The following is a 24,032-nucleotide window of genomic DNA, read 5'->3' as shown; positions in this document are numbered from 1 at the left end:
CTCCCGACCCTCTCGAATTCGAAGGAATCGACGCAAGCATGAGCAAGCACAGCAAGCCCAGCAAAGCCGTGACCGCCAGCCGGAACCTGCGCCGCACCGTCGTCATAGCCGCTGGTGCCACCAGCGTCATCGCGATGGGTGCCGCGGGCGCCAACGCCGCCGAACTGCCCACCTCCTCGCTGCCCGTCAGCACCCCGGACGTGGACGTCGACGCGGTCAAGGGCGTCCAGGACACGGTCGGCGACGTGACCGACATCGACGCTGTCGACGGCGCCACCGGCACCGCCAAGTCGACCGCCTCCGGCGTGAAGTCGCAGGCCGAGGCCGTCACCGGCAAGGCCGACGGCGTCACCGGCAAGGCCAAGTCCACGGCCGCGCAGGCCAAGGGCGCGGCGACGGGCAAGGTCGAGGGCACCGCCGGTCAGGTCGGCGACCTCAAGGACGAGCGCGCCGCTGACGTGAGGGACGCCGCGGACCAGGCCCGCCAGTACGTCGACGGCGAACTCCCGGCGTACGGCGCCATCCCGGCCGTCGGCACCCCGGACCTCGGCGACGTCCGGGGCCAGGGCGCCCACGCAAAGGGTCACGTCGCGGACGCGAAGGGTGAGGCCAAGGGCCAGGTCGCCCACGCAAAGGGTCACGTCGCGGACGCGAAGGGCGAGGTCAAGGGCCAGGTCGCGGACGCGCAGGGTCAGGTCGACTACCTCTTCGGTCCGCTCGCCACCTTCGCCCCCGAGCTGGTCGCGCAGGCCCCGGGCCAGGTCCAGGGCGTCGGCGCCGAGACCAGGGGCCAGGTGCAGGGCGCCGGTCTCCAGGTCCAGGGCCACGCGCAGAGCGGCCAGGGCCACGCGCAGCACCTCGTCGCCCAGGCTCCGGGTGCCGCGCAGGGTGCCGCCCAGGGCGCCGTGGCCCAGGCCTCGCCGATCGTGGACGAGACCTCCCGCGCCGTGCTGCCGCCGCTGGCCTCCGCCGCGGTCGACTCGGTCCTGCCGGTCGCCGGCCAGGCCGTGTCCGACGCCGGTGTGCTGGCCCAGGACGTCAGCGTCGACGTGCAGCCGTTCGCGGCCGGCGTCGTCGGTGAGGTGCAGCCGTTCGCGGGTGCCGTCGTGGAGGACGCGAAGCCGGCCGTCGGCGGCGTCACCGACGAGGTGACGACCCTGGGCCAGGGCGTCGGCCAGAGCACCACCAGCCTGACGCAGAACGTCACCGCCGGCGTCCAGCCGCTCGCGCAGGACCTGACCGGCACGGTCAAGTCGGACGCGACCCCGCTCGTGGGCAACGCCGTCTCCGGTGTCCAGAACACGGTCTCGGCGATCACGCCCAACTTCCTCTCGGGCCTCTGACCCGACCGAGGTGACCCGACCCGGGCGCCCCGAGCCGGGGCGATCCGACCGAGCTGACCCGACTCGGCCGGACCCCGGCCGGTGACCGACCCGGACGACGCCCGGACACCCGGCGGCACCACAGCACCACGGCACCACGGCACCACGCACCACAGCACCACAGCACCACGGCACAAAACGGAGCTGCGTCCCGCCTGCAAGGAACGGACACACCCCAGCAGCACCCGAACAGCGGGCCGAGCGGACCCGCGCTGCGCGTGGCCTTCGGAACCTCGAAGGCCACGCGCAGCGCCGCTCGGCCCGCTGTCCGTGACCCCGCCTGTGACCGTAATCACCGCCGGAGTGTGATCTGCGATTTAGGGACCTACGTCCCACGGCGATAACCTGCGAGACGGACATGCCGCGTCCACGGACACCGTGCACGCCACCCTCAGTGACAGCGCAGTCACGTTGCCCTTCGCGGCACGCCCACGCAGAAAACGAACGTGACAGAACGCGAAGCGACGGCACACACAACCGAAGTGCCTGCCGCACCGCGATCGACGCGATACCACTGAAAAGGGACGGACGCGCGTGGACCTGTTCGAGTACCAGGCGAGGGACCTCTTCGCCAAGCACGGTGTACCGGTGCTGGCCGGTGAAGTCATCGACACGCCTGAGGCAGCCCGCGAGGCGACCGAGCGGCTTGGCGGCAAGTCCGTCGTCAAGGCGCAGGTGAAGGTCGGCGGCCGCGGCAAGGCCGGCGGCGTGAAGCTGGCGGCGACGCCGGACGAGGCCGTCGCTCGCGCGACGGACATCCTCGGCATGGACATCAAGGGCCACACGGTCCACAAGGTGATGATCGCCGAGACGGCTCCCGAGATCCTCGAGGAGTACTACGTCTCGTACCTCCTCGACCGCACCAACCGCACCTTCCTCGCCATGGCGTCCGTGCAGGGCGGCATGGACATCGAGGAGGTCGCCGAGAAGACCCCCGAGGCCCTGGCCAAGGTTCCGGTCGACTCCAACGAGGGCGTCACCCTCGAGAAGGCCCGCGAGATCGTCGCGCAGGCGAAGTTCCCGGCCGAGGTCGCCGAGAAGGTCGCCGAGGTCATGGTGACCCTGTGGGACACCTTCGTCGCCGAGGACGCCCTCCTCGTCGAGGTGAACCCCCTCGCCAAGGTCGCCAACGGCGACATCCTGGCCCTCGACGGCAAGGTGTCGCTCGACGCGAACGCCGACTTCCGTCAGCCCGAGCACGAGGCGCTCGAGGACAAGGACGCAGCCAACCCGCTCGAGGCTGCGGCCAAGGCCAAGGGCCTCAACTACGTGAAGCTCGACGGCGAGGTCGGCATCATCGGCAACGGCGCCGGCCTGGTCATGTCGACCCTGGACGTCGTCGCGTACGCCGGTGAGGCGCACAGCAACGTCAAGCCCGCCAACTTCCTCGACATCGGTGGCGGTGCCTCCGCCGAGGTCATGGCGAACGGCCTGGAGATCATCCTCGGCGACCCGGACGTCAAGTCCGTCTTCGTCAACGTCTTCGGCGGCATCACCGCCTGCGACGAGGTCGCCAACGGCATCGTCCAGGCCCTGGCGCTCCTCAAGTCCAAGGGCGAAGAGGTCAACAAGCCGCTGGTCGTGCGCCTCGACGGCAACAACGCGGAGCTGGGTCGCAAGATCCTCAGCGACGCCAACCACCCGCTGGTGCAGCGCGTGGACACCATGGACGGCGCGGCCGACAAGGCCGCCGAGCTCGCGGCCGCGAAGTAAGGGACGAGGGACAGAACAGCCATGGCTATCTTCCTCAACAAGGACAGCAAGGTCATCGTCCAGGGCATGACCGGCGCCACCGGCATGAAGCACACCAAGCTCATGCTCGGTGACGGCACCAACGTCGTCGGCGGTGTGAACCCGCGCAAGGCCGGCACGTCCGTCGACTTCGACGGCACCGAGGTACCGGTCTTCGGCTCCGTCGCCGAGGCGATGGAGAAGACGGGCGCCAACGTCTCCGTCCTCTTCGTGCCCCCGGCCTTCTCCAAGGCCGCGGTCGTCGAGGCCATCGACGCCGAGATCCCGCTCGCCGTGGTCATCACCGAGGGCATCGCCGTCCACGACTCGGCCGCCTTCTGGGCGTACGCCAAGGCCAAGGGCAACAAGACCCGCATCATCGGCCCGAACTGCCCCGGCCTCATCACGCCGGGCCAGTCCAACGCCGGCATCATCCCGGGCGACATCACGAAGCCGGGCCGCATCGGCCTGGTCTCGAAGTCCGGCACGCTGACGTACCAGATGATGTACGAGCTCCGTGACATCGGCTTCAGCTCCGCCGTCGGCATCGGTGGCGACCCGGTCATCGGTACGACGCACATCGACGCCCTCGAGGCGTTCGAGGCCGACCCCGACACCGACCTGATCGTGATGATCGGCGAGATCGGCGGCGACGCCGAGGAGCGTGCGGCCGACTACATCAAGGCCAACGTCACCAAGCCGGTCGTCGGTTACGTCGCGGGCTTCACCGCCCCCGAGGGCAAGACCATGGGCCACGCCGGCGCCATCGTCTCCGGCTCCTCCGGCACCGCGCAGGCCAAGAAGGAGGCCCTCGAGGCCGCGGGCGTCAAGGTCGGCAAGACCCCGACCGAGACGGCCAAGCTGGCACGCGCCATCCTGGGCGGCTGACCAGCGCTGTACGTACGCGGGCCCGCACCCCTCCTGCCTGGGGTGCGGGCCCGCGCGTATGCGTAAAGGGGGGTCACTCGACTCGCGGAGCGAGCCGTTCCGGACCGTTCCTCGGGTCGGCCTTCAGCTTCTGCTGCAGCCACTTGTCCTGCGGGGTGAGCGGCCCGGGACCCATCCGCGCCGGCACCCCGCTGATCGGCGCCCCGGGCGCGGGCACCGGCTCGTACTGGCGCGGCGAGGTCGCGAGCGCCAGCGCCGAGGCGCCGATGATCAGCGCCGTGAACGCGATCGCGGCCCGCGTCCAGAACCGGGAGCGGTGCTCTCCACCTCGTCGTACGACGGTGGCGGGACCGGCGCCGAGCTTCTCCGCGCGCGCCAACTCGTCCAGCCTGCGCTGAAGTTCGGTCGGATCGGACAGTTCGGGCAGCCGCTCGGCGACGGCCTCGCGGGCGTGCAGGAGCCGGTGCGCGGCGGCCGGAGTGGAGGCCTCCGTCTCGGCGGCGGTCTCGGGCAGATCGAGCCCGACACCGTCGTAGAGCACGAGCGTCCGGCGGTACGGCGCGGGCAGGCCGAGCAGGGTGTCGAGCAGCTTGCGGTCCTCGGCCTCGGCGGGCGGGGCCTCCGGCTGCCGGTGTCTGCGGCGCAGCCGGTGCCAGGGCGAGAGCGCGTACTCGTACGCGACCGCCCGCACCCACCCCACCGGGTCCCGGTCGACGGCCACTTCGGGCCACCGCTCCCAGGCCTGCTGAAACGCCCGCTCCACCGCCTCCTTCGCGAGCTCCCGCCGCCCGGTGAGCAGATACGTCTGGCGTACGAGGGCGGGGGAGGTGAACGCGTACAGGGCGTCGAAGGCCTGATCGGGCGTCAGTCGGCCACTGCTTGCGGAGCCGGTCGCGGCTTCTGGTGGCGAGGGCTCCGCCGCTCGCTCGGTCACCTTCTCCGGGGCACCGCTGTCCGCAGTGGCCGCCGTGGCCGCCGTGGCCGCAGTGGCCGCAGTGGCCGCCGGTGCCGCCGTGGCCGCCGGTGCCGCGTCGGTGTCGGTGTCGGTGCTGCTCGGGCTTGTCGCCTTCGAGCCGTGTGTCTTCCCGGCGCCGGTGGACTTCGGCGTTCGTGACGTGCTCGTCGAGCGGCCCTTGGGCGAGGCGTTCGGCGGGCGGGTGGAGGCCGGGGCCGGGGCCGGGGCGGCGGCGAGCAGGCGGGCGTATGCTGCGCGCTTGCTGCCTCGGGGGGTGGTGCGGCCGGTCTCCCAGGACCTGACCGTCTCGCGGGTGACGCCGACCTTCGCCGCGACCTGTGCCTGCGTCAGATCCTGCGCCTCCCGCAGCCGTCGGCACTCCTTGGGGGACGGCAGCGGGGTGGCGGGGCTCTGGGTCATGTCGGACTCTCCACACCGTGGGCCGTAGGACCGTCGTTCGAACCGTCGTTCGCAAGGCGGACCGCAGTGGTGCGTGCAGCCCAATGCCGTACGAAAAAGTACATAAACGTATATTGGGCGACACTGCGTGTATTCGCCTGTTACGACGAGAAATCGCGTGTCGTTGGGAGCATGGCGGGCGTGACGCACACAACCGACCGCAGCTCGTCGCCCCGTCCCCCAGCCGGTTCGCAGGCCTCGGCGGCGCCGCCGTCGTCGGTGCTCGGCGGGCTCGCGCGCAGCGGCCGGCGGCGTAGAAGCTCCGCGCTCCTCGGCGCAGTTGTCGGTGGCGGCGTCGCGGCCGGAGTCGGCCTCGGCGGGTTCGCCGTCCTCGTGATCGCCGGGTGGGTCAGCTCGCCGTATCCGGACAGCGGCGCGGACGGTGCGCTGCATGTCGCGGCCGGACTGTGGCTGCTCGCCCACGGCGCCGACCTGGTCAGGACCGACGGCCTCTCCGGCGACCCGGCGCCGCTCGGCGTGACCCCGCTGCTCCTCGCCGTCGTGCCCGCGCTGCTGCTGCACCGCGCGGGCCGCGACGCCGCCGACAGCGCGGACGGGCCGCGCATCGCCCTGGGCGGAGTCGTCGCCGGGTACCTGGCGGTCGGCGCGCTCGCGACGCTCTTCGCGACCGACGGCCCGCTGCGCGCGGACCCGCTGAGCGCCGGGCTGCACCTCGTCGCGCTCGCGGTGCTCGGCACGGCCGCCGGGGTGTGGAACGCGTACGGCCGCCCGCACGGCCCGCTGCCCGCCCGGCTCAGCCGTCTCGTCGACCCGGATCCGCACCGGGAAGGCCGTCCCCGCCCTCGGACCGGCCCCGCGCTGCGGGCGGCCGCCGCCGGGGTGGTGGTCCTGGTGGGCGGCGGCGCGCTGCTCGTCGCGGTCTCGCTCGTCGTGCACGCCCAGGCCGCGCAGACCACGTATCTCCAGCTGAGCGACCTGTGGGCGGGGCGGGTCGCGGTGCTGCTCCTGGCGATCGCGCTGGTGCCCAACGCGGCGGTGTGGGGCGCCTCTTACGGCCTCGGGCCCGGTTTCACGCTCGGCGCGAGCGGCGCGGCCTGGCCCGCGGGCGCCCCCGCGGACCCGCAGCTTCCGCCCTTCCCGCTGCTAGCCGCGATCCCGGACTCGGCCACCGGTACGCCGCTGACCTGGGCGGCGTGCGCGGTCGGCGGGGTGTGCGGGCTGACGGTCGGCTGGTTCACGGCACGCGCGGCGGCGCCGAAGGGCGCGGAGGACGAGAAGGGCGCGAAGGGCGCGGAGGCCCGGGCATGGTCGCGGGGTGAGACGGCGCTGACGGCGGGGCTCGCCGCGCTGCTGTGCGGGCTCGCCCTCGCCCTGCTCGCGGCGCTCGCGGGCGGCCCGCTGGGCGACGGGGCGCTCGCGGACTTCGGTCCGGTGTGGTGGCAGACGGGCGGCGCGGCCCTGCTCTGGTCGGGCCTGCTCGGCACACCGGTCGCCCTGGGTCTGCGGGCCTGGCGCGTACGGACCTGGCGGGCGCGGGACCTGTGGGCTCGGGCCGCGGGTGTACGGGTGCCGGTGCCGCGCCTTCCGCGCTGGGCTCGGGTGCCGCGCGTGCGGCTGCCGCGCTGGGACTGGCTGCCGCGCGTGCGGCTGCCGCGCGTACGGCTGTGGCGTCGCCGCGCGAAGCAGGAGCGGACGCGTCCCGTGGCAGCCGGTCGCCGTCACTGGTGGGCGCCGTGGCGCGCCAAGTCCGGTACGCAGGAGGCGAGTTCGGCCCTCGGCTTCGAGCCGTACGACTTCTCCGTACGCCCGGAACCGGAACCGGAACCGGAACCGGAACCGAAGCCGAGGCCGAACCGGGGGCCAGACCCGAAGCCGAACCGGGGGCCGGACCCCGAGCCCGACTCCAGGTGAACGGGCGGAGCCGCTACTCCTCCGGCGTGCCGAGGAACGGGCGGAGCTGCTCCGGGAGCAGGTCCTCGCAGGACTTCTGGGCCGTGGTCGTCAGGGCGTCGTTGACGCAGGTGTAGTAGTCGCGGTAGACGATCTGCGCCGTGAACGTGGCCGCGACCATCGCGAGCGCCAGGATCGCGGTCACCAGACCGCTGATCGCCGCAGTCCTCTGCGGCTTGCCGACGCCCTCGTGGGCGGGAGGGCCCGCGGGCCCCGCCCCGGGCGAAGGCGCGGTCCCAGCCACCTGAGCGGCAGTCGCGGAAGCCGACCGCTCGGCCTTCCCGCCTCCCTTGCCGTCCCCCACGGGGAGTCCGCGCAGCGAGCCGACCGCCCAGTAGATCGCGAGCGCGGCGAGCAGCAGCGCCACGTACGGCCAGGAGAACAGGGCGAAGAAGAAGCCCCACATGCCGGCGAGCAGTGCGTACCGCGCGCGGCGCTGGACCGGGTCCGTCGGGTCCCAGCGCAGCCCGCTGCCGGGACCGCCCTGGCCGCCGCCCTGGCCCTCGGGGTCACCGGGCCGCTGGCCGAACGGGCCCGAGGAGCGGCCGGGCTGGCGGCTGCTCCAGCGGCTGCCGCCGCCCTGGCCGCCCTTCCGCTCGCCGTTGTCCTGCTGCCGCGGCTGCCACGGGCGGTCCGGGCTGCCCTCGGGCGGCGGGGCGAAGGGGTTGTCCGCACGATCCGCCCGGTCCGCGCGATCCGCACGGTCCGCGCCGTTCGCGTTGCCGGATGTGTCGGCGCCGGTGCTCTCCGTGTCCGGGCCCGCGCTCGGCCGGATCCCGTCCTCGGACGGGTCCTGCTGCGGCGAGGACGGGGGCGTGGGCAGTCGGTCCGGCATCTGGTGTGCGTCTTCCCCTAGTTGAGGCCCGTACTGGGCATGCGTAGCGCTTGCTTCCCAGACGCTACCTTCCGGCCGGGTCCCCGTCCCGTGGGGGCCGCATCGTGTGCCGGTATCGTTGCTGACGGTCGAGCGCTTCGTAGAGTTCCCCGTATCGGGGGTCATGAAGCATTTGTACGACCGCACAAAGCCGAGCAAGCCATGAAAGGGCCCCGTCGTGGCCTCATCTGCCGCCGCCCCGAAGCGCCTCGTCGTGCTCGTCTCCGGGTCCGGTACCAACCTCCAGGCGCTGATCGACGAAATCGACGCCGTGGGCAGCGACGCCTACGGTGCCGAGATCGTCGCCGTCGGCGCCGACCGGAGCGGGATCGCCGGTCTGGAACGGGCCGAGCATGTGGGCCTGCCGACCTTCGTGTGCCGGGTGCAGGACCACCCCACGCGCGAGGAGTGGGACCGGGCGCTCGCCGAGGCCGTCGCCGCTTACGAGCCCGACCTGGTGATCTCCGCCGGGTTCATGAAGATCGTGGGCAAGGAGTTCCTCGCGCGCTTCGGCGGGCGGACCGTGAACACCCACCCCGCGCTGCTCCCCAGCTTTCCCGGTGCCCGCGGCGTGCGTGACGCGCTCGCGTACGGCGCGAAGGTCACCGGCTGCACCGTCCACTTCGTCGACGACGGCGTCGACACCGGGCCGATCATCGCGCAGGGCGTGGTCGAGGTCCGGGACGAGGACCACGAGGACGGTGGCGCCGCGCTCCACGAGCGCATCAAGGAAGTCGAGCGCAAGCTGCTCGTCGAGGTCGTGGGGCGTCTGGCCCGGCACGGCTACCGCATTGAGGGACGAAAGGTTTCCATCCCGTGACCGCCGAAGGTACGACCGTAGAAGGTCAGCGCCCCATCCGCAGGGCTCTCATCAGCGTCTATGACAAGACCGGCCTCGAAGAGCTGGCGCTCGGGCTGCACGAGGCGGGCGTCCAGCTCGTCTCCACCGGCTCCACCGCCGCGAAGATCGCCGCCGCCGGGGTGCCCGTCACCAAGGTCGAGGAGCTCACCGGCTTCCCCGAGTGCCTGGACGGCCGGGTCAAGACGCTGCACCCGCGCGTGCACGCCGGGATCCTCGCCGACCTGCGCCTCGACTCCCACCGTGAGCAGCTCGCCGAGCTGGGCGTGGAGCCCTTCGACCTGGTCGTCGTGAACCTGTACCCGTTCACGCAGACCGTGGAGTCCGGTGCGACGCCCGACGAGTGCGTGGAGCAGATCGACATCGGCGGCCCGTCGATGGTCCGCGCCGCCGCCAAGAACCACCCCTCGGTCGCGGTCGTCACCAGCCCCGAGCGGTACGCGGACGTGCTCGCCGCCGCCAAGGAGGGCGGCTTCGACCTGACCGCCCGCAAGCGGCTCGCGGCCGAGGCCTTCCGGCACACCGCGGAGTACGACGTGGCCGTCGCGGGCTGGTTCGCGGCGGACTACGCGGGCGACGGCGGCGAGTTCCCGTCCTTCCTCGGCGTCACGTACGAGCGCAAGAACGTGCTGCGGTACGGCGAGAACCCGCACCAGGCGGCCGCCCTCTACACCGGCGGCTGCGGCGGTCTCGCGAGCGCCGAGCAGCTGCACGGCAAGGAGATGTCGTACAACAACTACACGGACACCGACGCCGCGCGCCGGGCCGCGTACGACCACGCCGAGCCGGCCGTCGCGATCATCAAGCACGCCAACCCGTGCGGCATCGCGGTCGGTGCGGACGTCGCCGAGGCGCACCGCAAGGCGCACGCCTGTGACCCGCTGTCCGCGTTCGGCGGCGTGATCGCCGTCAACCGCCCGGTCTCCGTGGCGATGGCCGAGCAGGTCGCGGAGATCTTCACCGAGGTCATCGTGGCGCCGGACTACGAGGACGGCGCGGTCGAGGTGCTTGCGCGGAAGAAGAACATCCGCGTGCTGCGCTGCCCCGAAGCGCCCGAGCTGGTCGCCGAGTTCAAGCCGATCGACGGCGGCGGCCTCGCCCAGATCACGGACACGCTGCAGGCCGAGGGCGACGACCCGGCGAACTGGACGCTCGCGACGGGCGAGGCGCTGTCCTCCGGCGAGCTGGCCGAACTGGCCTTCGCCTGGCGCGCCTGCCGGGCCGTGAAGTCCAACGCGATCCTGCTCGCCAAGGACGGCGCCTCGGTCGGCGTCGGCATGGGCCAGGTCAACCGCGTCGACTCGGCGAAGCTCGCCGTGGAGCGCGCGGGCGAGGAGCGCGCGGCCGGTTCGTACGCCGCGTCCGACGCGTTCTTCCCGTTCCCGGACGGCCTGGAGATCCTCACGGCCGCGGGCGTCAAGGCCGTGGTCCAGCCCGGCGGTTCGGTCCGCGACGAGCTGGTCGTCGAGGCCGCGAAGAAGGCGGGCGTGACGATGTACTTCACGGGGACTCGGCACTTCTTCCACTAGGTTCCGACTTGGTGCGTCGTAGGCAGCAGCTCGCACCAGACGGTCTTGCCGTCCGGCCGCCGTGTCACGCCCCAGCGCGCTGACACGGCGGCCAGCAGCATCAGACCCCGGCCCGACTCGGCGCCGGGGTCTTGCTGTTGCAGGGATACGGGCAGGCCGTGCGGATCCGGATCGCTGACCGCCACCCGGGTCGGGCTCACATCGACGGTCACCGGGGCTCCCTCACCCACGTGTTGCACGACGTTGGTCAGTAACTCGCTCACGCACAACTCGACTTCGGGACTGCTGCCGGTGCCGAGGTGTCGGCGTACGGCCCGGCGTACCTCCGGTACCGCTTTCGCCTGCGCGGGCAGTTCCAGGATCAGTCGCATGGGGTGCCCGCCGCCTTGTTCAGTACGTGGGTGAGGGCTTGGGCGGTTGCGGTGTTGCAGTTCCCGAGCGCGACGAGGGGGCGGATGGGGAGCTGTGCGGCGAAGGTCGGGGCGTCGACGCCGAGTGACGGCAGTTTGATGCCGTGGGTGGCGAGGGCGGTGCGGAGTTGCTCCACGCAGGTGTCGATGTCCGGGTCCGTGTCCATGTCCATGTCCATTGCCATGGGGCGCCTTTCCGTGTGTGCGGTGTGTGACGAATCCCTCACAGCGTGACGTTGGGTTGCGTACGGTTGAAGGGGTTTCGGCACCACGGTGCGCGTTGTGGAAGGCGGCAACTATGGGCGCGCGTAAGGACATTGACGGCTCGGCGAGCGTCCCGGCCTTCTACGGCAAGGAGTTGCGCTTCAAGCGCGAGGCGGCGGGGCTCACGCTGGAACAGACGGTGGAGGGTTCGTTCTACGGCACGAGCTACCTGAGTGAGATCGAGCGCGGGCAGCGACGGATGCCGGGCGACTTGGCGCGGCACGTCGACCGTGTGCTGGGGACGGACGGGTTCTTCGAGCGGTGCTGCGAGGACGTACGAAGGGCGAAGCGGAAGGGGCACGCGGAGTACTTCGAGTACGTACTGGAGGCGGAGAAGCATGCGGACGCCATCGAGGACTGGTGCCCGAATGTCCTCACTGGATTGCTGCAGACGCCCGAGTACGCGCGGGCCATGGCGCTGTCCGCTCACCCCGGTGCCACTGAGGAGTGGGTGGAAGAGAAGGTTGCTGCCCGGATGAGGCGGGCGCGGCTCTTCGAGGACGACCACGACAAGCCCGAGTACTGGGCGATCATGCACGAGTCGATCCTGCGCCACCCTGTTCTGCTACCTGCGGAGATGGCCGAACAGCTCGACCGGATAGCGGCGTTGGCACGGAGGCGGAGGATCTTTGCGCAGATCCTTCCGTGGAACGGCGGGACCTACCCGATGATGCAGGGCGGCGCCATGATGATGACTTTCCCTGACGCCCCGCCGCTGGTGTACACGGAGTCTGCGTACAGCGGAACTACCATCGACGATCCGGCCCTCGTGAAGCGGTACCGCAAGTCGTACGATCTGCTCAGGGCCGCCGCACTGCCGCCTGAGGCGTCCCTCGCCATGATCGAGGACGCGGCAGAGGACTATCGAAATGGCAAGCAACCGCACTGACTTGAGCACCGCTGTCTGGCGGAAGTCCAGCTACAGCAATGGCGATGGCGGGCACTGCGTCGAAGTCCGCGACGACCTCCCCGGTCTCGTCCCCGTTCGGGACTCCAAGAACGCCGAAGGCCCCGTGCTCGTGTTTCCCGCCTCCGCGTGGGGGGTGTTCGTGCGCGAGCTCCGGGGCCCCCTGGACTGAAACGGCACGCGGCGGGTCAGGCTTCAACCACCCCTAGTTGTCGTAGCAGTCCGAGGTTGTCCCAGTTCCACCAGGACTCCGCGATCCTGCCGTCCTTGCAGCGGAACGTCGCGTGTCCGGTGCCGGAGACGTCCTTGTTCGTGGGCTCCATGCCCTGGTAGGCGCCGGTGTGCTTGCCTTGGAAGGTGAGCCGACAGGTCACCATGTCACCTTCGGCGATCATGCCCTCCACCGTCATCCGAGGGCCGAAGGCGTCCATGATCTCGCCGTTCTCCCGCTTGGCCTGCGCGAAGTCCAGGTCGTAGGACGAGAGGGAGGGGTCGTGCTCCCGGTAGTCGGCCGTGCACAGCTCGTCCGCGAGGTCGATGTTCTTGTTGTTGACCACCTCGTCGAAGAAGCGCTGGCACGTGAGCTTGTTGAGCTGTTCGTCGCGTACGACATCGAGGTCCGTGAACGTGGGCATCCCGTCGCAGGCGGCGACCATTTCCTCGAAGATGCGGTTGGTCTCGGGGAGGTTGGAGTTCTTCACCGCCTCCTCGTAGGACGGAAACTCCACGATCTCGACGACGTGCGTGGAGTCGGAGCGGTCCCGGCCGACGATCGAATGCGTGGCGGTCCGCTTGCCCTGGGTCGCTACGACCCAGTCGTCCATCAACCGATTGAGCCGGTCGATATTGCTGGTCTTGCAGTCGATGAGCTGGACGAAGGTCATGAGTCACTCCTGTGTGAAGAGCGACCGTGCTAACCAATGAGACGATTTCAGGCTATACCTGGCGCGTGAGGGCGTCGCGCCAGGGCTTCTGAGATCACGGCGAACGCGAAGCGCCCCTCTCCGGACGGGACCGGAGAGGGGCGCTTCGCCGTGCCAAGTGGGGGGTGGGGTTACGGCTTCTTGATGACGACCGTGTGCGCGGCCTTGTCGTGCCACCCCTGCTGGCGTCCGGAGTTGTCCCAGGACGGGGAAAGGTACACGAGTAGTGTGCCGATCCCGCAGAGGATGCCGCCGAGCTGCGGCATGATCCAGCGCACGAAGCCGCCGCCGATGCCGGGAGCTTGACCGGTGTCGTCCCGCACGACCTTGATACCCAGGGCCTTCTTGCCGAGCGTCGCGCCGACGAACGAGATCATCAGCCATTCGTAGAGCAGAGTGATGAGGACGAGGGCAGCCGTGACGCCGAGGCCGACCACCAAGGCGTTCATGTAGGCGTCGTCGCGGCACTCGTAATAGTCGGCGTCCCGCCAGTTGCATTGGTCAGCCTCGTTGGCCAGGCCGATCGCGCTGAGCAGCCCGACGGTCCCGAGGATGCCGCAGATGACGCCGAGCACGACGCCGTCGATCAGGCGGGCTCCGAACCGTGAGCCCATGCTCGCGAGTTGGACGGTGCCGAGCGTCGGCAGCTGCACGAAGCCGAGGCTGCTTGGGGTCGGGTGGCCGGCCTGCTGTTGCGGGTAGCCGTAGCCGGGCTGACCTTGCGACTGCTGCCCGTACGGGTTGTTCGGGTTACCGAAGCTCATGGCGCTTCTTCATCCTGCCTTGTCGTGCCGGCCCTGCCGACGGCCGAGCTGTCGAAGAACGGCGAGATGGTACGAAGCCGGAACCAGGGCCAAACCTTAGTGCGTGGGCACGTGTTGACGATCGTGCCCCTCTTCGGACGCTGTCATCCAGAGAGGGGCACGGTGGTCGTGCGAACGTGTGGTCAGCCCTTGACCACGATGGAGCCGCAGACCTTGTCGGCGAAGCACTGCTTCTTGGCGTCCCAGAGCGGCCAGAGCCAGCCGAGGTAGCAGGCCAGGGAGTCGAGGAAGTGGGCGAGTCGGCGCACGAAGGCCATGCCCACGCCGAGCGGCTGGCCGTCCGTCTCCCGGAGGAGACGGATACCGAGGGCCTTCTTGCCGATCGTCTGTCCGGTCTTGCCTTCCTGAATGAGCTGGTAGATGGCGAGACCGACCAGCAGAACGAAGCCGAGGATGGACAGGATGGTCGCGAATTCCGGGCTGTCCTGGGCGATCGCGATACCGATCAGAGCCGGGATGTACGCCACGCCGAACACGAGCCCGTCGACGATGAGTCCGCCGGCGCGCAGGCCCCAGTGTGCGTACTGGGGGGCGCCGCCGTACATCTGCTGCGGGTGGCCCGGGTAGCCGGCCTGCTGCTGCGGGTATCCGGGCTGCTGCGGGTAGCCGTAGCCCTGCTGGGGCGGGACGCCCTGGGGGGCCTGCTGCGGGTAGCCGTAGCCGGGCTGGCCCTGGGGCTGCTGGGGGTAGCCGTACGGCTGGCCGCCCTGCTGGGGCTGCTGCGGCTGCTGGCCGTAGGGGTTGTTCGGGTCGCCGAAACTCATGGCGAGATTCCTCCGGGAATGGGGGGACTGAGGAGAGCGGTGTGGTTCAGTAGCGCGGGCGCTGGAACCACTGGGCCGTTTCGCGCTTCGCGGCGAACACGATCACCAGGATCGACAGCGCGATGATGGCCAGGCCAAGGCCGTATGTGGTGATGTTGAAGATGCCAGTGATGATCGCGAGGGAACCGTAGACGATCGCGAACACGCGGAGGCCGTTGCCGCCCTTCGGCCACTGCAGAGAGATGACGAGACCGAGGATCGCCCACACGGTGGCGAGCACCATAAAGAAGCCGATGAAGCCCAGGCCGAGGCCGGAGGCCATCGAAGCCTCGTCGTCGGAGAGTCCCGCGTTGTCGACGTAGTTGTCGAACATCGCCATCGCGACACCGTAGAGAACCGCGACGATCGCGTGCGCACCGGCGACGATCCCGACGAAGATCCGGGCCTGCCCGGCGGGCTTGGGCATCTCCATCGGGCCGGCCGGGTAGCCGCCGTACGGCTGCTGCACCGGCGGGGCCTGCGGGTAGCCGTAACCGGGCTGGCCCTGGGGCTGGCCGTACGGGCCGGGCTGGGGCGGCTGCCCGTAGGGATTGTTCGGGTCGCCGAAACTCATGGCGGTTGATTCCTCCGTTGACGTGCGTGGACTACGCGGTCGGTACGGAGGACCTTGAGTCAGAGCGGTCTTGCGGTGTTCCCCCCGTGCACTGCCCGCGGCACTGCGCCGCTCATCGTTCTAAACGCGCGGCGTGTTTGTCCAGCCACGGCCTGAAGAGTTGTGCAAGTGCAACACAGGGTGAGGTCGGGGGTCGGATCCGTCCGGATTGGAGCGTGGGGCGGTTCATCCGCGAGGATGGGGGCATGACCGCCCAGATTCTCGATGGCAAGGCCACCGCCGCAGCGATCAAGGCCGACCTCGTCCGCCGTGTGGAAGCGCTGAAGGCGCGGGGTGTCACCCCCGGCCTCGGCACCGTGCTCGTCGGGGAGGATCCCGGCAGCCAGAAGTACGTCGCGGGCAAGCACCGCGACTGCGCGCAGGTGGGCATCGCGTCCATCCAGCGTGAACTGCCCGCCACCGCCACGCAGGACGAGATCGAGGCGGTCGTGCGCGAGCTGAACGAGGACCCGGCCTGCACCGGGTACATCGTGCAGCTGCCGCTCCCCAAGGGCATCGACGAGAACCGCATCCTGGAGCTCATCGACCCCGCCAAGGACGCGGACGGCCTGCACCCCATGAACCTCGGCCGACTCGTCCTCAACGAGCCGGCGCCGCTGCCCTGCACCCCGTACGGCGTGATCCAGCTGCTCCGGCAGTTCGGTGTGGAGATCAACGGGGCGCACGTGGTCGTCGTCGGCCGGGGCGTGACCATCGGACGGTCGCTGCCGCTGCTGCTCACCCGTAAGTCGGAGAACGCGACCGTGACGCAGTGCCACACCGGCACCCGTGACCTCGCCGCCCAGCTGCGCCAGGCCGACATCATCGTGGCCGCGGCCGGCTCCCCGCACCTGATCAAGCCGGAGGACGTGCGGCCGGGCGCCGCGGTGCTCGACGTCGGCGTCAGCCGGGACGAGAACGGCAGGATCGTCGGCGATGTGCACCCGGGCGTCGCCGAGGTCGCGGGCTGGCTGTCGCCCAACCCGGGCGGCGTGGGCCCGATGACGCGGGCGCAGCTGCTCGTGAACGTGGTGGAGGCTGCCGAGCTTGCGTCGGAGCAGGCCGCGGGCGCACAGGGTGCTCGGTGACATGGGTGGTGCGTCCGTGAGTGAAGAGGCCCAGGAGCCCCGGAAGAAGACGCGGCGGTTCCCGTCGATCACCCGGGACACCGCGCGGCCCGAGGGCGGTGGCCGCGCCGCCGCCGGGGACGCGCCCGCGCCCGCACGCCAGTGGCCGATGCTCACCGTGCTCGGCCTGACCGGTGTCGGGCTGCTCCTGACGGCGTTCGACCTGTTCCGGGTCGGCACGGTCCTGATCGGCGTCGCCCTGCTCGCGGGTGCCGTGCTGCGCTGGGTGCTGCCCTCGGTGGGCATGCTGGCGGTCCGCTCCCGCTTCACCGACATGGTGACGTACGGGCTCTTGGGCCTGGTGATCGTGCTGCTCGCGCTGATGGCGCAGCCGGACGGCCTGGAAATCCCGTTCCTGGAGGGGATCCTGCACTTCACGGTGACCAACTAGGCCAACCGTGACGGCGCCCGTCCTCTCCCCCGAGGGAGGACGGGCGCCGTCGGCTTGAGCGGGCGGGTCGCAGGTGTTCTCCCCCGCTGCGTTCCCGCCCGGAATCCAGAGTCATGGACGCGACAACGGGGGATCAAGTGCCGCCTGGTGCCTGTGACGCGGAGGTGACCATTCCGACACGGTGTGTCCGGGCGGCAACGATCTTCACGAGCCCGTAATGACCTTCCGGCCATGGCGTCCGGGGCCGTGGCGGCAAGGTCACGGGGCTCCATGTGGCGCATCCGTACGGCGGTGGGAGACTGACGGCGTATTCACGGGCGCGCCGGGGCGCGCACGGGTCATGCGTGCAACTGTCCGCCCCCGCCGAGGGAACTGACCTCCCGGGCACGGCCATCCCCCTGGGTAGTCAGGACGCGGGTACGGCAGGCAGCACGCGCGGGGGTCGTCACGTCGGACGCGGGGGACTGGGGAGAAGGGGGGAAGTATGCCTCGTTGGAAGGCACTGCCGGAGGAACTCGATCCGCAGGTACGGGAGTTCGCGAGCCAGCTGCGCCGGCTCGTCGACCGCAGCGGTCTGAGCATCGCCGCGCTCTCGGACCGCACCGGGTACAGCAAGACGTCCTGGGAGCGGTATCTGAACGGCCGGCTGCTCGCGCCCAAGGGTGCGATCGTCGCCCTGGCCGAGGTCACCGGTACCAATCCGATGCACCTCACCACGATGTGGGAGCTGGCGGAGCGGGCCTGGAGCCGGTCCGAGATGCGGCACGACATGACCATGGAGGCGATCCGCATCTCCCAGGCGCGCGCCGCCCTGGGGGAGTTCGGGCCGCAGCCGGACGCGAAGGCGCGCGGTGGGGGCGCGGGCGCCGGGGGGCGTGGACGGCAGGGCGGCGGCCCGGCCGCGACCGCTGCGCCGGCTGCGTCCGCCGCGACCGCCGCACCGTCCGCGCGCCCCGCGGCGTCCGCGTACCCCCTCGGCCCCGTGGACCCCTCGGGCACCCCGCGGGACGCCCTGCCCGGGGGAGCGGGGCCGGGGCGCCCGGCGGGCGGTGGGCCGCGGAAGGGGCGGAAGGGGACGGCGATCCTCGTCGCGGCCGTCCTGGTCCTGGCGGTGGCCGCGGGCGCGCTGTACCTCACCGGCTTCGGGTTCGGCGGGGGCGAGGCGGAGGCGAAGCCGTCCCCGGCGCCGACGAGCAGCGCGCCGAAGCTGCCCGACGGGGTGAAGTGCGTGGGCGCGGACTGCACCGGCGAGGACCCCGAACGGATGGAGTGCAGCGGCGAGTTGGCGCTGACGTCGACCAGCGTCACCGTCGGCACCGCCCTCGTCGAGGTCCGCTACAGCAAGACCTGCGGCGCCGCCTGGGCCCGCATCACCCAGGCCGCGCCCGGCGACACGGTGCGGATCACGGGATCGGGCGCGACGTCCGACGGCGAGGACGGCCAGGACGGCCAGGACGGCGAGGACGGCCAGGACGGTCAGGACGGCGAGGTCGACGGGGACGGGGACGCGTACACGCCGATGGTGGCCGTGGGGTCCGCCGCGGACGCGAAGGCGTGCGCGACGCTTGCGTCGGGCCTGAAGGGCTGCACGGGGGCTGGTGGCTGAGGTGGGCTTATCCCCTACCCGCCCCTTCCCGGCTGTGTCGATATGCGGCTGGCGCCGCGTGGCCTGCGGACAGCCACGGGGCTCCGCCCCGGACCCCTCCCCCAAGCTCTCGGCTTCGCTCGAGCAGGGGGGACCCCCATCTCAAACGCCGGAGGGGCTGATTTTTGCCCCGAAGGGGCGGTTTCTTAGGGGCGCGGGGAACTGCGCGATCAGCCACGACGGTGCCGCAGCCGAACAGAGCGCGGGAATCAGGCATGGTCCACGTGACTTCGGGCAGGCGCCTGTCCATCTCCCCCCACGGGAACGCAGGTGGACGGCGGCGGCCGTCGTCACGGACGGCCGTCGCCGCTGCGGGTGGTGTGGGCCGGGCCACACGGGTCCGGCGGTGCGGGTTCGGTGGGGCGGTATAGCCTGACCGGTGGATCTCTCTTGACGCCAAGAGATCGATCATCGAGAAGCCATCGGCGATCGGTACGAAGGCGGCTGTACGGAGATCCCGCACCCCGGGGCAGGGCCCCAACCGCCAGCTGTCTTAACGGAGATCGCCATGACCCGCACTCCCGTGAATGTCACCGTCACCGGCGCGGCCGGCCAGATCGGCTACGCGCTGCTCTTCCGCATCGCCTCCGGCCACCTGCTCGGCGCGGACGTGCCGGTCAAGCTGCGCCTCCTCGAGATCCCGCAGGGCGTCAAGGCCGCCGAGGGCACCGCCATGGAGCTCGACGACTGCGCGTTCCCGCTGCTCAAGGGCATCGACATCTTCGACGACCCGAACCAGGGCTTCGAGGGCGCCAACGTCGCGCTGCTCGTCGGCGCCCGCCCGCGGACCAAGGGCATGGAGCGCGGTGACCTGCTCGCCGCCAACGGCGGCATCTTCAAGCCGCAGGGCAAGGCCATCAACGACCACGCCGCGGACGACATCAAGGTCCTCGTCGTCGGCAACCCGGCCAACACCAACGCCCTGATCGCCCAGGCCGCCGCCCCGGACGTACCGGCCGAGCGCTTCACCGCGATGACCCGCCTGGACCACAACCGCGCCCTGACGCAGCTGGCCCAGAAGACCGGCGCCTCCGTCGAGGACATCAAGCGCCTCACCATTTGGGGCAACCACTCGGCGACCCAGTACCCGGACATCTTCCACGCGGAGATCGCCGGCAAGAACGCCGCCGAGGTCGTGAACGACGAGCAGTGGCTGGCCGACACCTTCATCCCGACCGTCGCCAAGCGCGGCGCCGCGATCATCGAGGCCCGTGGCGCGTCCTCGGCCGCCTCCGCCGCCAACGCCGCCATCGACCACGTCCACACCTGGGTCAACGGCACCGCCGAGGGCGACTGGGCCTCCATGGGCATCCCGTCCGACGGTTCGTACGGCGTCCCGGAGGGCCTGATCTCCTCCTTCCCCGTCACCACCAAGGACGGCAAGTACGAGATCGTCCAGGGCCTGGACATCAACGAGTTCTCGCGCGCCCGCATCGACGCCTCCGTCAAGGAGCTCGCCGAGGAGCGCGAGGCGGTCCGCGGTCTCGACCTGCTCTGAGCCCCGAACCCGCAGCGACCACAGCACTTCTGCCTCCGCCCCGGCGGCCGTTCGACGGCCGCCGGGGCGGAGGCTTTTTTCGTACGCCGTGTCGCCGCGGCTCCTCTATGATGTGATCCCGAACACAACGGGTCGCCAACTCGCGTGTGCAGTACGGCAGTTGAGTCACAGGGGGAGCGTTGTCGCAGCAGGCGCAGGTGCCGCCACAGTCAGGACCGGCCGAGCCCTCGGGGGGCGGACTGCCGCCCGCGCTCCCGGTCACCCCGCCCGGCGCCAGCGAGGCCACCCGGCTGCTGTGCGCGGGCAGCTACCTGGACGAGACGTACCGCAACGCGGTCATCGACGAGCTGTACGTCCACGAGGAGCGCATCGCCGCCCCTTCGCTGGGCTTCGACGCGGCCCGCGTCCTGGCGCACGCGCTGCGGGCCCGGCGGCTCGAACTGGGCTGGGCGGCGGGGGTCCTCTTCCTGTGGATCATCGGCGTGGTCCTCAGCGAATACCTGCTGTTCGTGTTCCTGATGCCCTCGCTGCTGCTCTTCCTCGCCAGGAAGATCCGCGGCCCGGCCGAGAACCCGCCGGTCTGGCGCCGCTTCCCGGCCTGGTGGATGAAGTGGTACGGGCGGCTGATGCTGCTCTTCGCGCTCGGCACCCTGGTCGCCGTGGTGGCCGGTGAGGGCGAGGGCGTGAGCGTCGCCGGGTTCCTCGCGGAGGTGCTGCCCGACGCGTTCGCCGAGGTGGTCCTCTCCCTCGACTCGTCCGGCGGTGCGGTCAAGCCCTTCCACGCCTGGGTCTGCCTGGCGACGCTGCTGCTCGTCGCGGCCTGCGTCGCCGCCCAGCGCGGCCAGTTCGCCCGTGCCCTCGCGGGCGAGCTGCACCCGAAGAAGTTCGGCGACATGGCGGCCGACCCGGCGGAGCGGGCGGAGGGCGGCCGGTTCCAGCGGCTGCGCCGGCGCATCAGGACCGAGCAGCACGCCCCGCTCGTCATGTACCACGCGGCGCGCCCCTTCTGCGGCGCGGGCGAGCCGTACGACTCCTGGACGCTCGCCGTCGAGCTGCGGCCCGACCCGGAGCGGACGCAGCTGCCGCTGAGCAACCGCGTGATCCTGGAGGCGGTGCGGCCGCTGCTCGCCGAACTCCGGGTGCCCGCCCCGCACGCGGCGGGCGGCGTCCGCGACCGGCTGCGCCAGCTGCAGATCGACGAGTGCGTGTTCCTGCCGGTGGACGGGCTGCCGCAGCGTGACCTCGCGCCCTACGACGAGCAGTCGTTCCTCGTGCACCGGGCCGAGTCGGTGGAGGAGGGCGGCGAGACGCGGCGGCACTTCCTGCGGATCCGGGTCGGCGGCTGGGAGGAGGAGGTCGTCACCACCGTGTTCGTACGGGTGCACACCCAGGGCGGCATGCTGATGCTGGAGATCGCCCCGCACGTCCTGCTCCCGATCCGCAAGGACTTCGAGAACGCCGACCGGATCGCGCACCAGTACCGCCACAACAGCCTGTTCGGCAAGGCCGTCTGGGCGCTCGCCCGTACGCCGCGCTCCCTCGTGTCCGCGCTCACCACCCTCGGCCGGGGCATCGCCTTCTCCTGGCACATCCTCACCGGCGGCCATGGCGCGGCCATGCCCGACGGCCCCGCCGTCTCCGTGCGGGAGCTGGGCTCGGACGGCGAGTCCTCGCTCTTCCAGGACATGGACGTACGCCGCTATCTGAAGTCCGTGCAGGACCGGGTGGCGAACGGGGTGCGGACCGCGCTGCGGGACGCCGGGTACCGCACCGACGAGTTCGCCCAGAAGATCGTGAACGTCAGCGGCGGCGGCACGCTCATCGAGAACGCCAGCGGCGCCTTCGCCGTCGGCGACCACAACGTCATCACCAACCAGACGACGCAGCCCGGGAGTTCGGGCTCACCGTTCACCAAGCCAGGGGGAGATTCGAGTGGCAGCGCATGAGGAGCCGGGCACGGGCGGCGGCGTCCACATCAGCAACGTGCAGGGAGCCTTCGCCGTCGGCAACAACAACAGCGTCGTCAACCAGCAGGCGGGCACGCCCCCGCGCGACCCCGCGCACGAGGAACTGCTCCGGGCGGTACGGGAGCTCCGCGCCGACCTCGCCCGGCAGGTGCCGAACGACGAGACGGCCGCGCTCGACGCCGAACTCGAAGGCGCGCAGGGCGAGATCGAGCAGACCGGCCAGGCCGGCCCCGGCCGGATCGCGCGGCTGCGCCAGGCGCTCTCGGACGCGGGCACGGTGACCGGTCTGCTCGCCTCGGCCGTGGCGGTCTCGCAGGCCGTCGGCGTGATCGTCGGGGGCTGAGCGTGGCGGACCAGGGCCGGGGCGGGGTGCGCTGGAACCCCGAGACGCAGAGCTGGGACACCGGCGGACCGCAGCCCGCCCCGTACACCCCGCCGCCCCCACCGCGCCCCGAGCACGCGCCGGGTGCGGCCGAACAGGAGCCGGGCGCACCGGAGTTCGGCCCTTCGTCGTACCCCCAGCCCGAGTACGGGCCGGAACCGCAGCCGCGGCCGTGGTTCCGGCGGGGTGCCGTCGTCGGCTCGGTGGCCGTCGCCGTGCTCGCCGCGGGCGTCGGCTCGTATCTGCTGTGGGGCGGGGGTGAGGAGCCCGCGCCGGACGCCAAGCCGTCGGCCTCGGCGAGCGCGAGCTCCTTGCCGCCGGAGAGCCAGGAGCCGACGGCCGAGCCGAGCCCCTCGGAGCCCACGTCCCCGTCGGCCTCGGCCCCGCCCGGGTACCGCATGGTCAGCGAGGACGAGTTCAGCCTGGCCGTGCCCGAGGACTGGGAGCGCCGGACGGAGGAGGGCAAGAACGGCGTCACGCTCTACTACTACGAGGCGCCCGAGGGGCCCGAGCGGATCCAGGTCTTCCGCGTCACGGAGGCGGACGCGACTCCGATGAGCACGGTCGAGCTGGCCGAGAAGGATCTGAAGCGGTTGCCGGGGTATGAGCGAAACTCTCTGGGGCCGGTCGAGCACGCTTACGGGGAAGCGGCGGAGCTGGACTACTCGTACTCCAGCGAGGAGTGGGCGATGGACCTGCGGACCCTGGACCGCGTCGTGCCCGCGGGGCCGGAGGGCTCTGCGTTGTGGGCGGTGCTGAGCATCGGGCCGGAGGATGCGTGGCCGTTGCAGCGGCGGGTCCTGGAGGATGCGTTGGGGGGCTTCGGTCCGCGTTGACTGCCCGCTCCTCAAACGCCGGAGGGGCTGATTTTTCAGCCCGTCCGGCGTTTGAGGACGCGCGCGGAGCGCGATGCGGGGTCCGGGGCGGAGCCCCGTGGCGGTCAGTCGGACTGGCCGATGTCGACCGTCTGGTCCGCCGGAGGCACCTTCACGTCGACCGGCCGGTCGAACTCGGAGAAGGTCATGTCGATCTCGACACCCTTCGCGGGCTCGTCGGCCTCGACCTTGAGGGGGTACGGCTTGTCCTCGGTGGAGACGTACGTCTTGCCCTTCTGCGCACCCCGGGTGACGTTCAGCTCGATCGCGGGCCGCCCGTCGACCTCGGTGCGCTCGCCCTTCGTGACCGTGGCGGCCTCGGCCTTGCCGGACCGCTCGGTGATCTGCGCCTTGAAGGCGTTGAGGTCGCAGAGCTGGGCGATCTTCGCGCCGTCGGCGTCCCCGGCGCTGGTCTCCAGGTACTTGCCCTTGAGCAGCTGGGCCGCCGCGTCGCCGCCGAGATGCGGCGCCTGCGAGGAGAGCCACCGCGCGTCCGGCTTGATCCACACCCGGTCGCCCTTGCGCAGGACCTCCATGCGGCCCTTGCCCCCCTGCTCGGTGACCGACCCGGTGCAGTTGTCCTGCGTGTCGTACGAGAGCTCGAAGGACGCGGGGGCGGGTTCGGCCATGCCCTTGATCTCCGCCTCGACATGCAGCGACTTCACGCTCTGTAGTGCTGCGCGGGCCTGGACGCCGATCTCCTGGGGGCTCTTGTCGGCGATGCCGTTGTCGTCGGCGACTGCCACGCCGGAGAGTCCGCCGACGAGCGCGGTGGCACAGAGAGTGACACCGAATGTGCTGAAAGTTGCCTTATG

24 protein-coding genes are annotated in these 24,032 nt (G+C 71.2%); 15 read left to right on the top strand and 9 right to left on the bottom strand.

Annotation, left to right across the window (positions count from 1 at the left end):
- Window positions 1-38 precede the first annotated feature (38 nt).
- The 3 genes from RCO28_RS17515 (at window position 39) to sucD (ending at window position 4,001) form a co-directional block, all read left to right on the top strand.
- On the top strand, window positions 39-1,343 hold the full coding sequence (locus RCO28_RS17515) for a hypothetical protein (protein WP_308942077.1): 1,305 nt from the start codon (window positions 39-41) through the stop codon (window positions 1,341-1,343).
- A 573-nt stretch (window positions 1,344-1,916) separates the two neighbouring features.
- Window positions 1,917-3,095 (top strand): ADP-forming succinate--CoA ligase subunit beta, encoded by a 1,179-nt coding sequence (sucC, locus tag RCO28_RS17510; protein WP_308942076.1) that lies wholly within the window; start codon window positions 1,917-1,919, stop codon window positions 3,093-3,095.
- Window positions 3,096-3,116: 21 nt separating this feature from the next.
- Window positions 3,117-4,001, top strand: coding sequence for a succinate--CoA ligase subunit alpha (sucD, locus tag RCO28_RS17505; RefSeq protein WP_308942075.1), 885 nt, complete (start codon window positions 3,117-3,119; stop codon window positions 3,999-4,001).
- A 73-nt stretch (window positions 4,002-4,074) separates the two neighbouring features.
- Here the strand turns inward: sucD and RCO28_RS17500 are convergent, their stop codons facing one another.
- Window positions 4,075-5,376: a helix-turn-helix domain-containing protein gene (locus RCO28_RS17500; protein WP_308942074.1), complete on the bottom strand. Its 1,302-nt coding sequence runs from the start codon at window positions 5,374-5,376 to the stop codon at window positions 4,075-4,077.
- A gap of 180 nt (window positions 5,377-5,556) precedes the next feature.
- Between RCO28_RS17500 and RCO28_RS17495 the strand changes: the two genes are divergently transcribed.
- Window positions 5,557-7,287, top strand: coding sequence for a DUF6350 family protein (locus RCO28_RS17495; protein ID WP_308942073.1), 1,731 nt, complete (start codon window positions 5,557-5,559; stop codon window positions 7,285-7,287).
- Between the two features lie 13 nt (window positions 7,288-7,300).
- Here RCO28_RS17495 and RCO28_RS17490 read toward each other — a convergent pair whose 3' ends face one another.
- Window positions 7,301-8,161, bottom strand: coding sequence for a hypothetical protein (locus tag RCO28_RS17490; RefSeq protein ID WP_308942072.1), 861 nt, complete (start codon window positions 8,159-8,161; stop codon window positions 7,301-7,303).
- Window positions 8,162-8,378: 217 nt separating this feature from the next.
- On the opposite strand from RCO28_RS17490, the gene purN reads away from it, so the two are divergent.
- Together purN and purH are read left to right on the top strand one after the other, a co-directional pair.
- The gene (purN, locus tag RCO28_RS17485) at window positions 8,379-9,020 is read left to right on the top strand and encodes a phosphoribosylglycinamide formyltransferase (protein ID WP_308942071.1); all 642 of its coding nucleotides are present in this window, start codon (window positions 8,379-8,381) and stop codon (window positions 9,018-9,020) included.
- Window positions 9,017-10,588 (top strand): bifunctional phosphoribosylaminoimidazolecarboxamide formyltransferase/IMP cyclohydrolase, encoded by a 1,572-nt coding sequence (purH, locus tag RCO28_RS17480; RefSeq protein ID WP_308942070.1) that lies wholly within the window; start codon window positions 9,017-9,019, stop codon window positions 10,586-10,588. The genes purN and purH overlap by 4 nt, the downstream gene beginning before the upstream one ends.
- On the opposite strand, the gene RCO28_RS17475 is transcribed toward purH, so the two are convergent.
- Window positions 10,585-10,959: an ATP-binding protein gene (locus RCO28_RS17475; RefSeq protein ID WP_308942069.1), complete on the bottom strand. Its 375-nt coding sequence runs from the start codon at window positions 10,957-10,959 to the stop codon at window positions 10,585-10,587. The two genes, purH and RCO28_RS17475, sit on opposite strands and share 4 nt — an antisense overlap.
- Window positions 10,950-11,183: a hypothetical protein gene (locus RCO28_RS17470; RefSeq protein WP_308942068.1), complete on the bottom strand. Its 234-nt coding sequence runs from the start codon at window positions 11,181-11,183 to the stop codon at window positions 10,950-10,952. Before RCO28_RS17470 ends, RCO28_RS17475 begins: the two co-directional genes overlap by 10 nt.
- Window positions 11,184-11,296: 113 nt before the next feature.
- Between RCO28_RS17470 and RCO28_RS17465 the strand changes: the two genes are divergently transcribed.
- Together RCO28_RS17465 and RCO28_RS17460 are read left to right on the top strand one after the other, a co-directional pair.
- Window positions 11,297-12,151, top strand: a complete 855-nt coding sequence (locus tag RCO28_RS17465; protein WP_308942266.1) for a helix-turn-helix transcriptional regulator — start codon at window positions 11,297-11,299, stop codon at window positions 12,149-12,151.
- A complete protein-coding gene (locus tag RCO28_RS17460) occupies window positions 12,132-12,341 on the top strand; it encodes a DUF397 domain-containing protein (protein ID WP_308942067.1) in 210 nt (69 codons plus the stop codon). The genes RCO28_RS17465 and RCO28_RS17460 overlap by 20 nt, the downstream gene beginning before the upstream one ends.
- A 16-nt stretch (window positions 12,342-12,357) precedes the next feature.
- On the opposite strand, the gene RCO28_RS17455 is transcribed toward RCO28_RS17460, so the two are convergent.
- The 4 genes from RCO28_RS17455 to RCO28_RS17440 form a co-directional block, all read right to left on the bottom strand.
- Entirely contained in the window at window positions 12,358-13,053 is a 696-nt protein-coding gene (locus tag RCO28_RS17455) for an ester cyclase (protein WP_308942066.1), read from the bottom strand.
- Between the two features lie 170 nt (window positions 13,054-13,223).
- A complete protein-coding gene (locus RCO28_RS17450) occupies window positions 13,224-13,856 on the bottom strand; it encodes an RDD family protein (RefSeq protein ID WP_308942065.1) in 633 nt (210 codons plus the stop codon).
- 182 nt (window positions 13,857-14,038) lie between these two features.
- Window positions 14,039-14,680, bottom strand: a complete 642-nt coding sequence (locus RCO28_RS17445) for an RDD family protein (RefSeq protein ID WP_308942064.1) — start codon at window positions 14,678-14,680, stop codon at window positions 14,039-14,041.
- A 46-nt stretch (window positions 14,681-14,726) separates the two neighbouring features.
- Window positions 14,727-15,293, bottom strand: a complete 567-nt coding sequence (locus tag RCO28_RS17440; RefSeq protein ID WP_308942063.1) for a hypothetical protein — start codon at window positions 15,291-15,293, stop codon at window positions 14,727-14,729.
- A 245-nt stretch (window positions 15,294-15,538) separates the two neighbouring features.
- Here RCO28_RS17440 and RCO28_RS17435 point away from each other — a divergent pair, with 245 nt between their 5' ends.
- From RCO28_RS17435 to RCO28_RS17405, 7 genes are all read left to right on the top strand, one after another.
- Complete coding sequence (locus RCO28_RS17435) at window positions 15,539-16,420, top strand: bifunctional methylenetetrahydrofolate dehydrogenase/methenyltetrahydrofolate cyclohydrolase (RefSeq protein WP_308942062.1); 882 nt, start codon at window positions 15,539-15,541, stop codon at window positions 16,418-16,420.
- A gap of 1 nt (window position 16,421) precedes the next feature.
- Complete coding sequence (locus tag RCO28_RS17430; protein ID WP_308942061.1) at window positions 16,422-16,850, top strand: DUF3017 domain-containing protein; 429 nt, start codon at window positions 16,422-16,424, stop codon at window positions 16,848-16,850.
- A 484-nt stretch (window positions 16,851-17,334) separates the two neighbouring features.
- Window positions 17,335-18,456: a DUF2690 domain-containing protein gene (locus RCO28_RS17425; RefSeq protein WP_308942060.1), complete on the top strand. Its 1,122-nt coding sequence runs from the start codon at window positions 17,335-17,337 to the stop codon at window positions 18,454-18,456.
- Window positions 18,457-19,003: 547 nt separating this feature from the next.
- Window positions 19,004-19,993, top strand: a complete 990-nt coding sequence (locus RCO28_RS17420) for a malate dehydrogenase (RefSeq protein ID WP_308942059.1) — start codon at window positions 19,004-19,006, stop codon at window positions 19,991-19,993.
- 179 nt (window positions 19,994-20,172) lie between these two features.
- Entirely contained in the window at window positions 20,173-21,939 is a 1,767-nt protein-coding gene (locus tag RCO28_RS17415) for a hypothetical protein (protein WP_308942058.1), read from the top strand.
- Complete coding sequence (locus tag RCO28_RS17410) at window positions 21,926-22,303, top strand: hypothetical protein (RefSeq protein WP_308942057.1); 378 nt, start codon at window positions 21,926-21,928, stop codon at window positions 22,301-22,303. Before RCO28_RS17415 ends, RCO28_RS17410 begins: the two co-directional genes overlap by 14 nt.
- Before the next feature lie 2 nt (window positions 22,304-22,305).
- Window positions 22,306-23,178: a hypothetical protein gene (locus RCO28_RS17405; RefSeq protein ID WP_308942056.1), complete on the top strand. Its 873-nt coding sequence runs from the start codon at window positions 22,306-22,308 to the stop codon at window positions 23,176-23,178.
- A gap of 104 nt (window positions 23,179-23,282) precedes the next feature.
- Here RCO28_RS17405 and RCO28_RS17400 read toward each other — a convergent pair whose 3' ends face one another.
- On the bottom strand, window positions 23,283-23,963 hold the full coding sequence (locus RCO28_RS17400; protein ID WP_308942055.1) for a hypothetical protein: 681 nt from the start codon (window positions 23,961-23,963) through the stop codon (window positions 23,283-23,285).
- Window positions 23,964-24,032 lie beyond the last annotated feature (69 nt).

Origin of the sequence: Streptomyces sp. LHD-70 (genome assembly GCF_031157275.1) — a bacterium.
Lineage (GTDB): Bacteria > Actinomycetota > Actinomycetes > Streptomycetales > Streptomycetaceae > Streptomyces.
Note: the sequence above shows the minus strand (reverse complement) of the source record. Positions and strands in the feature narration are given on the sequence as shown.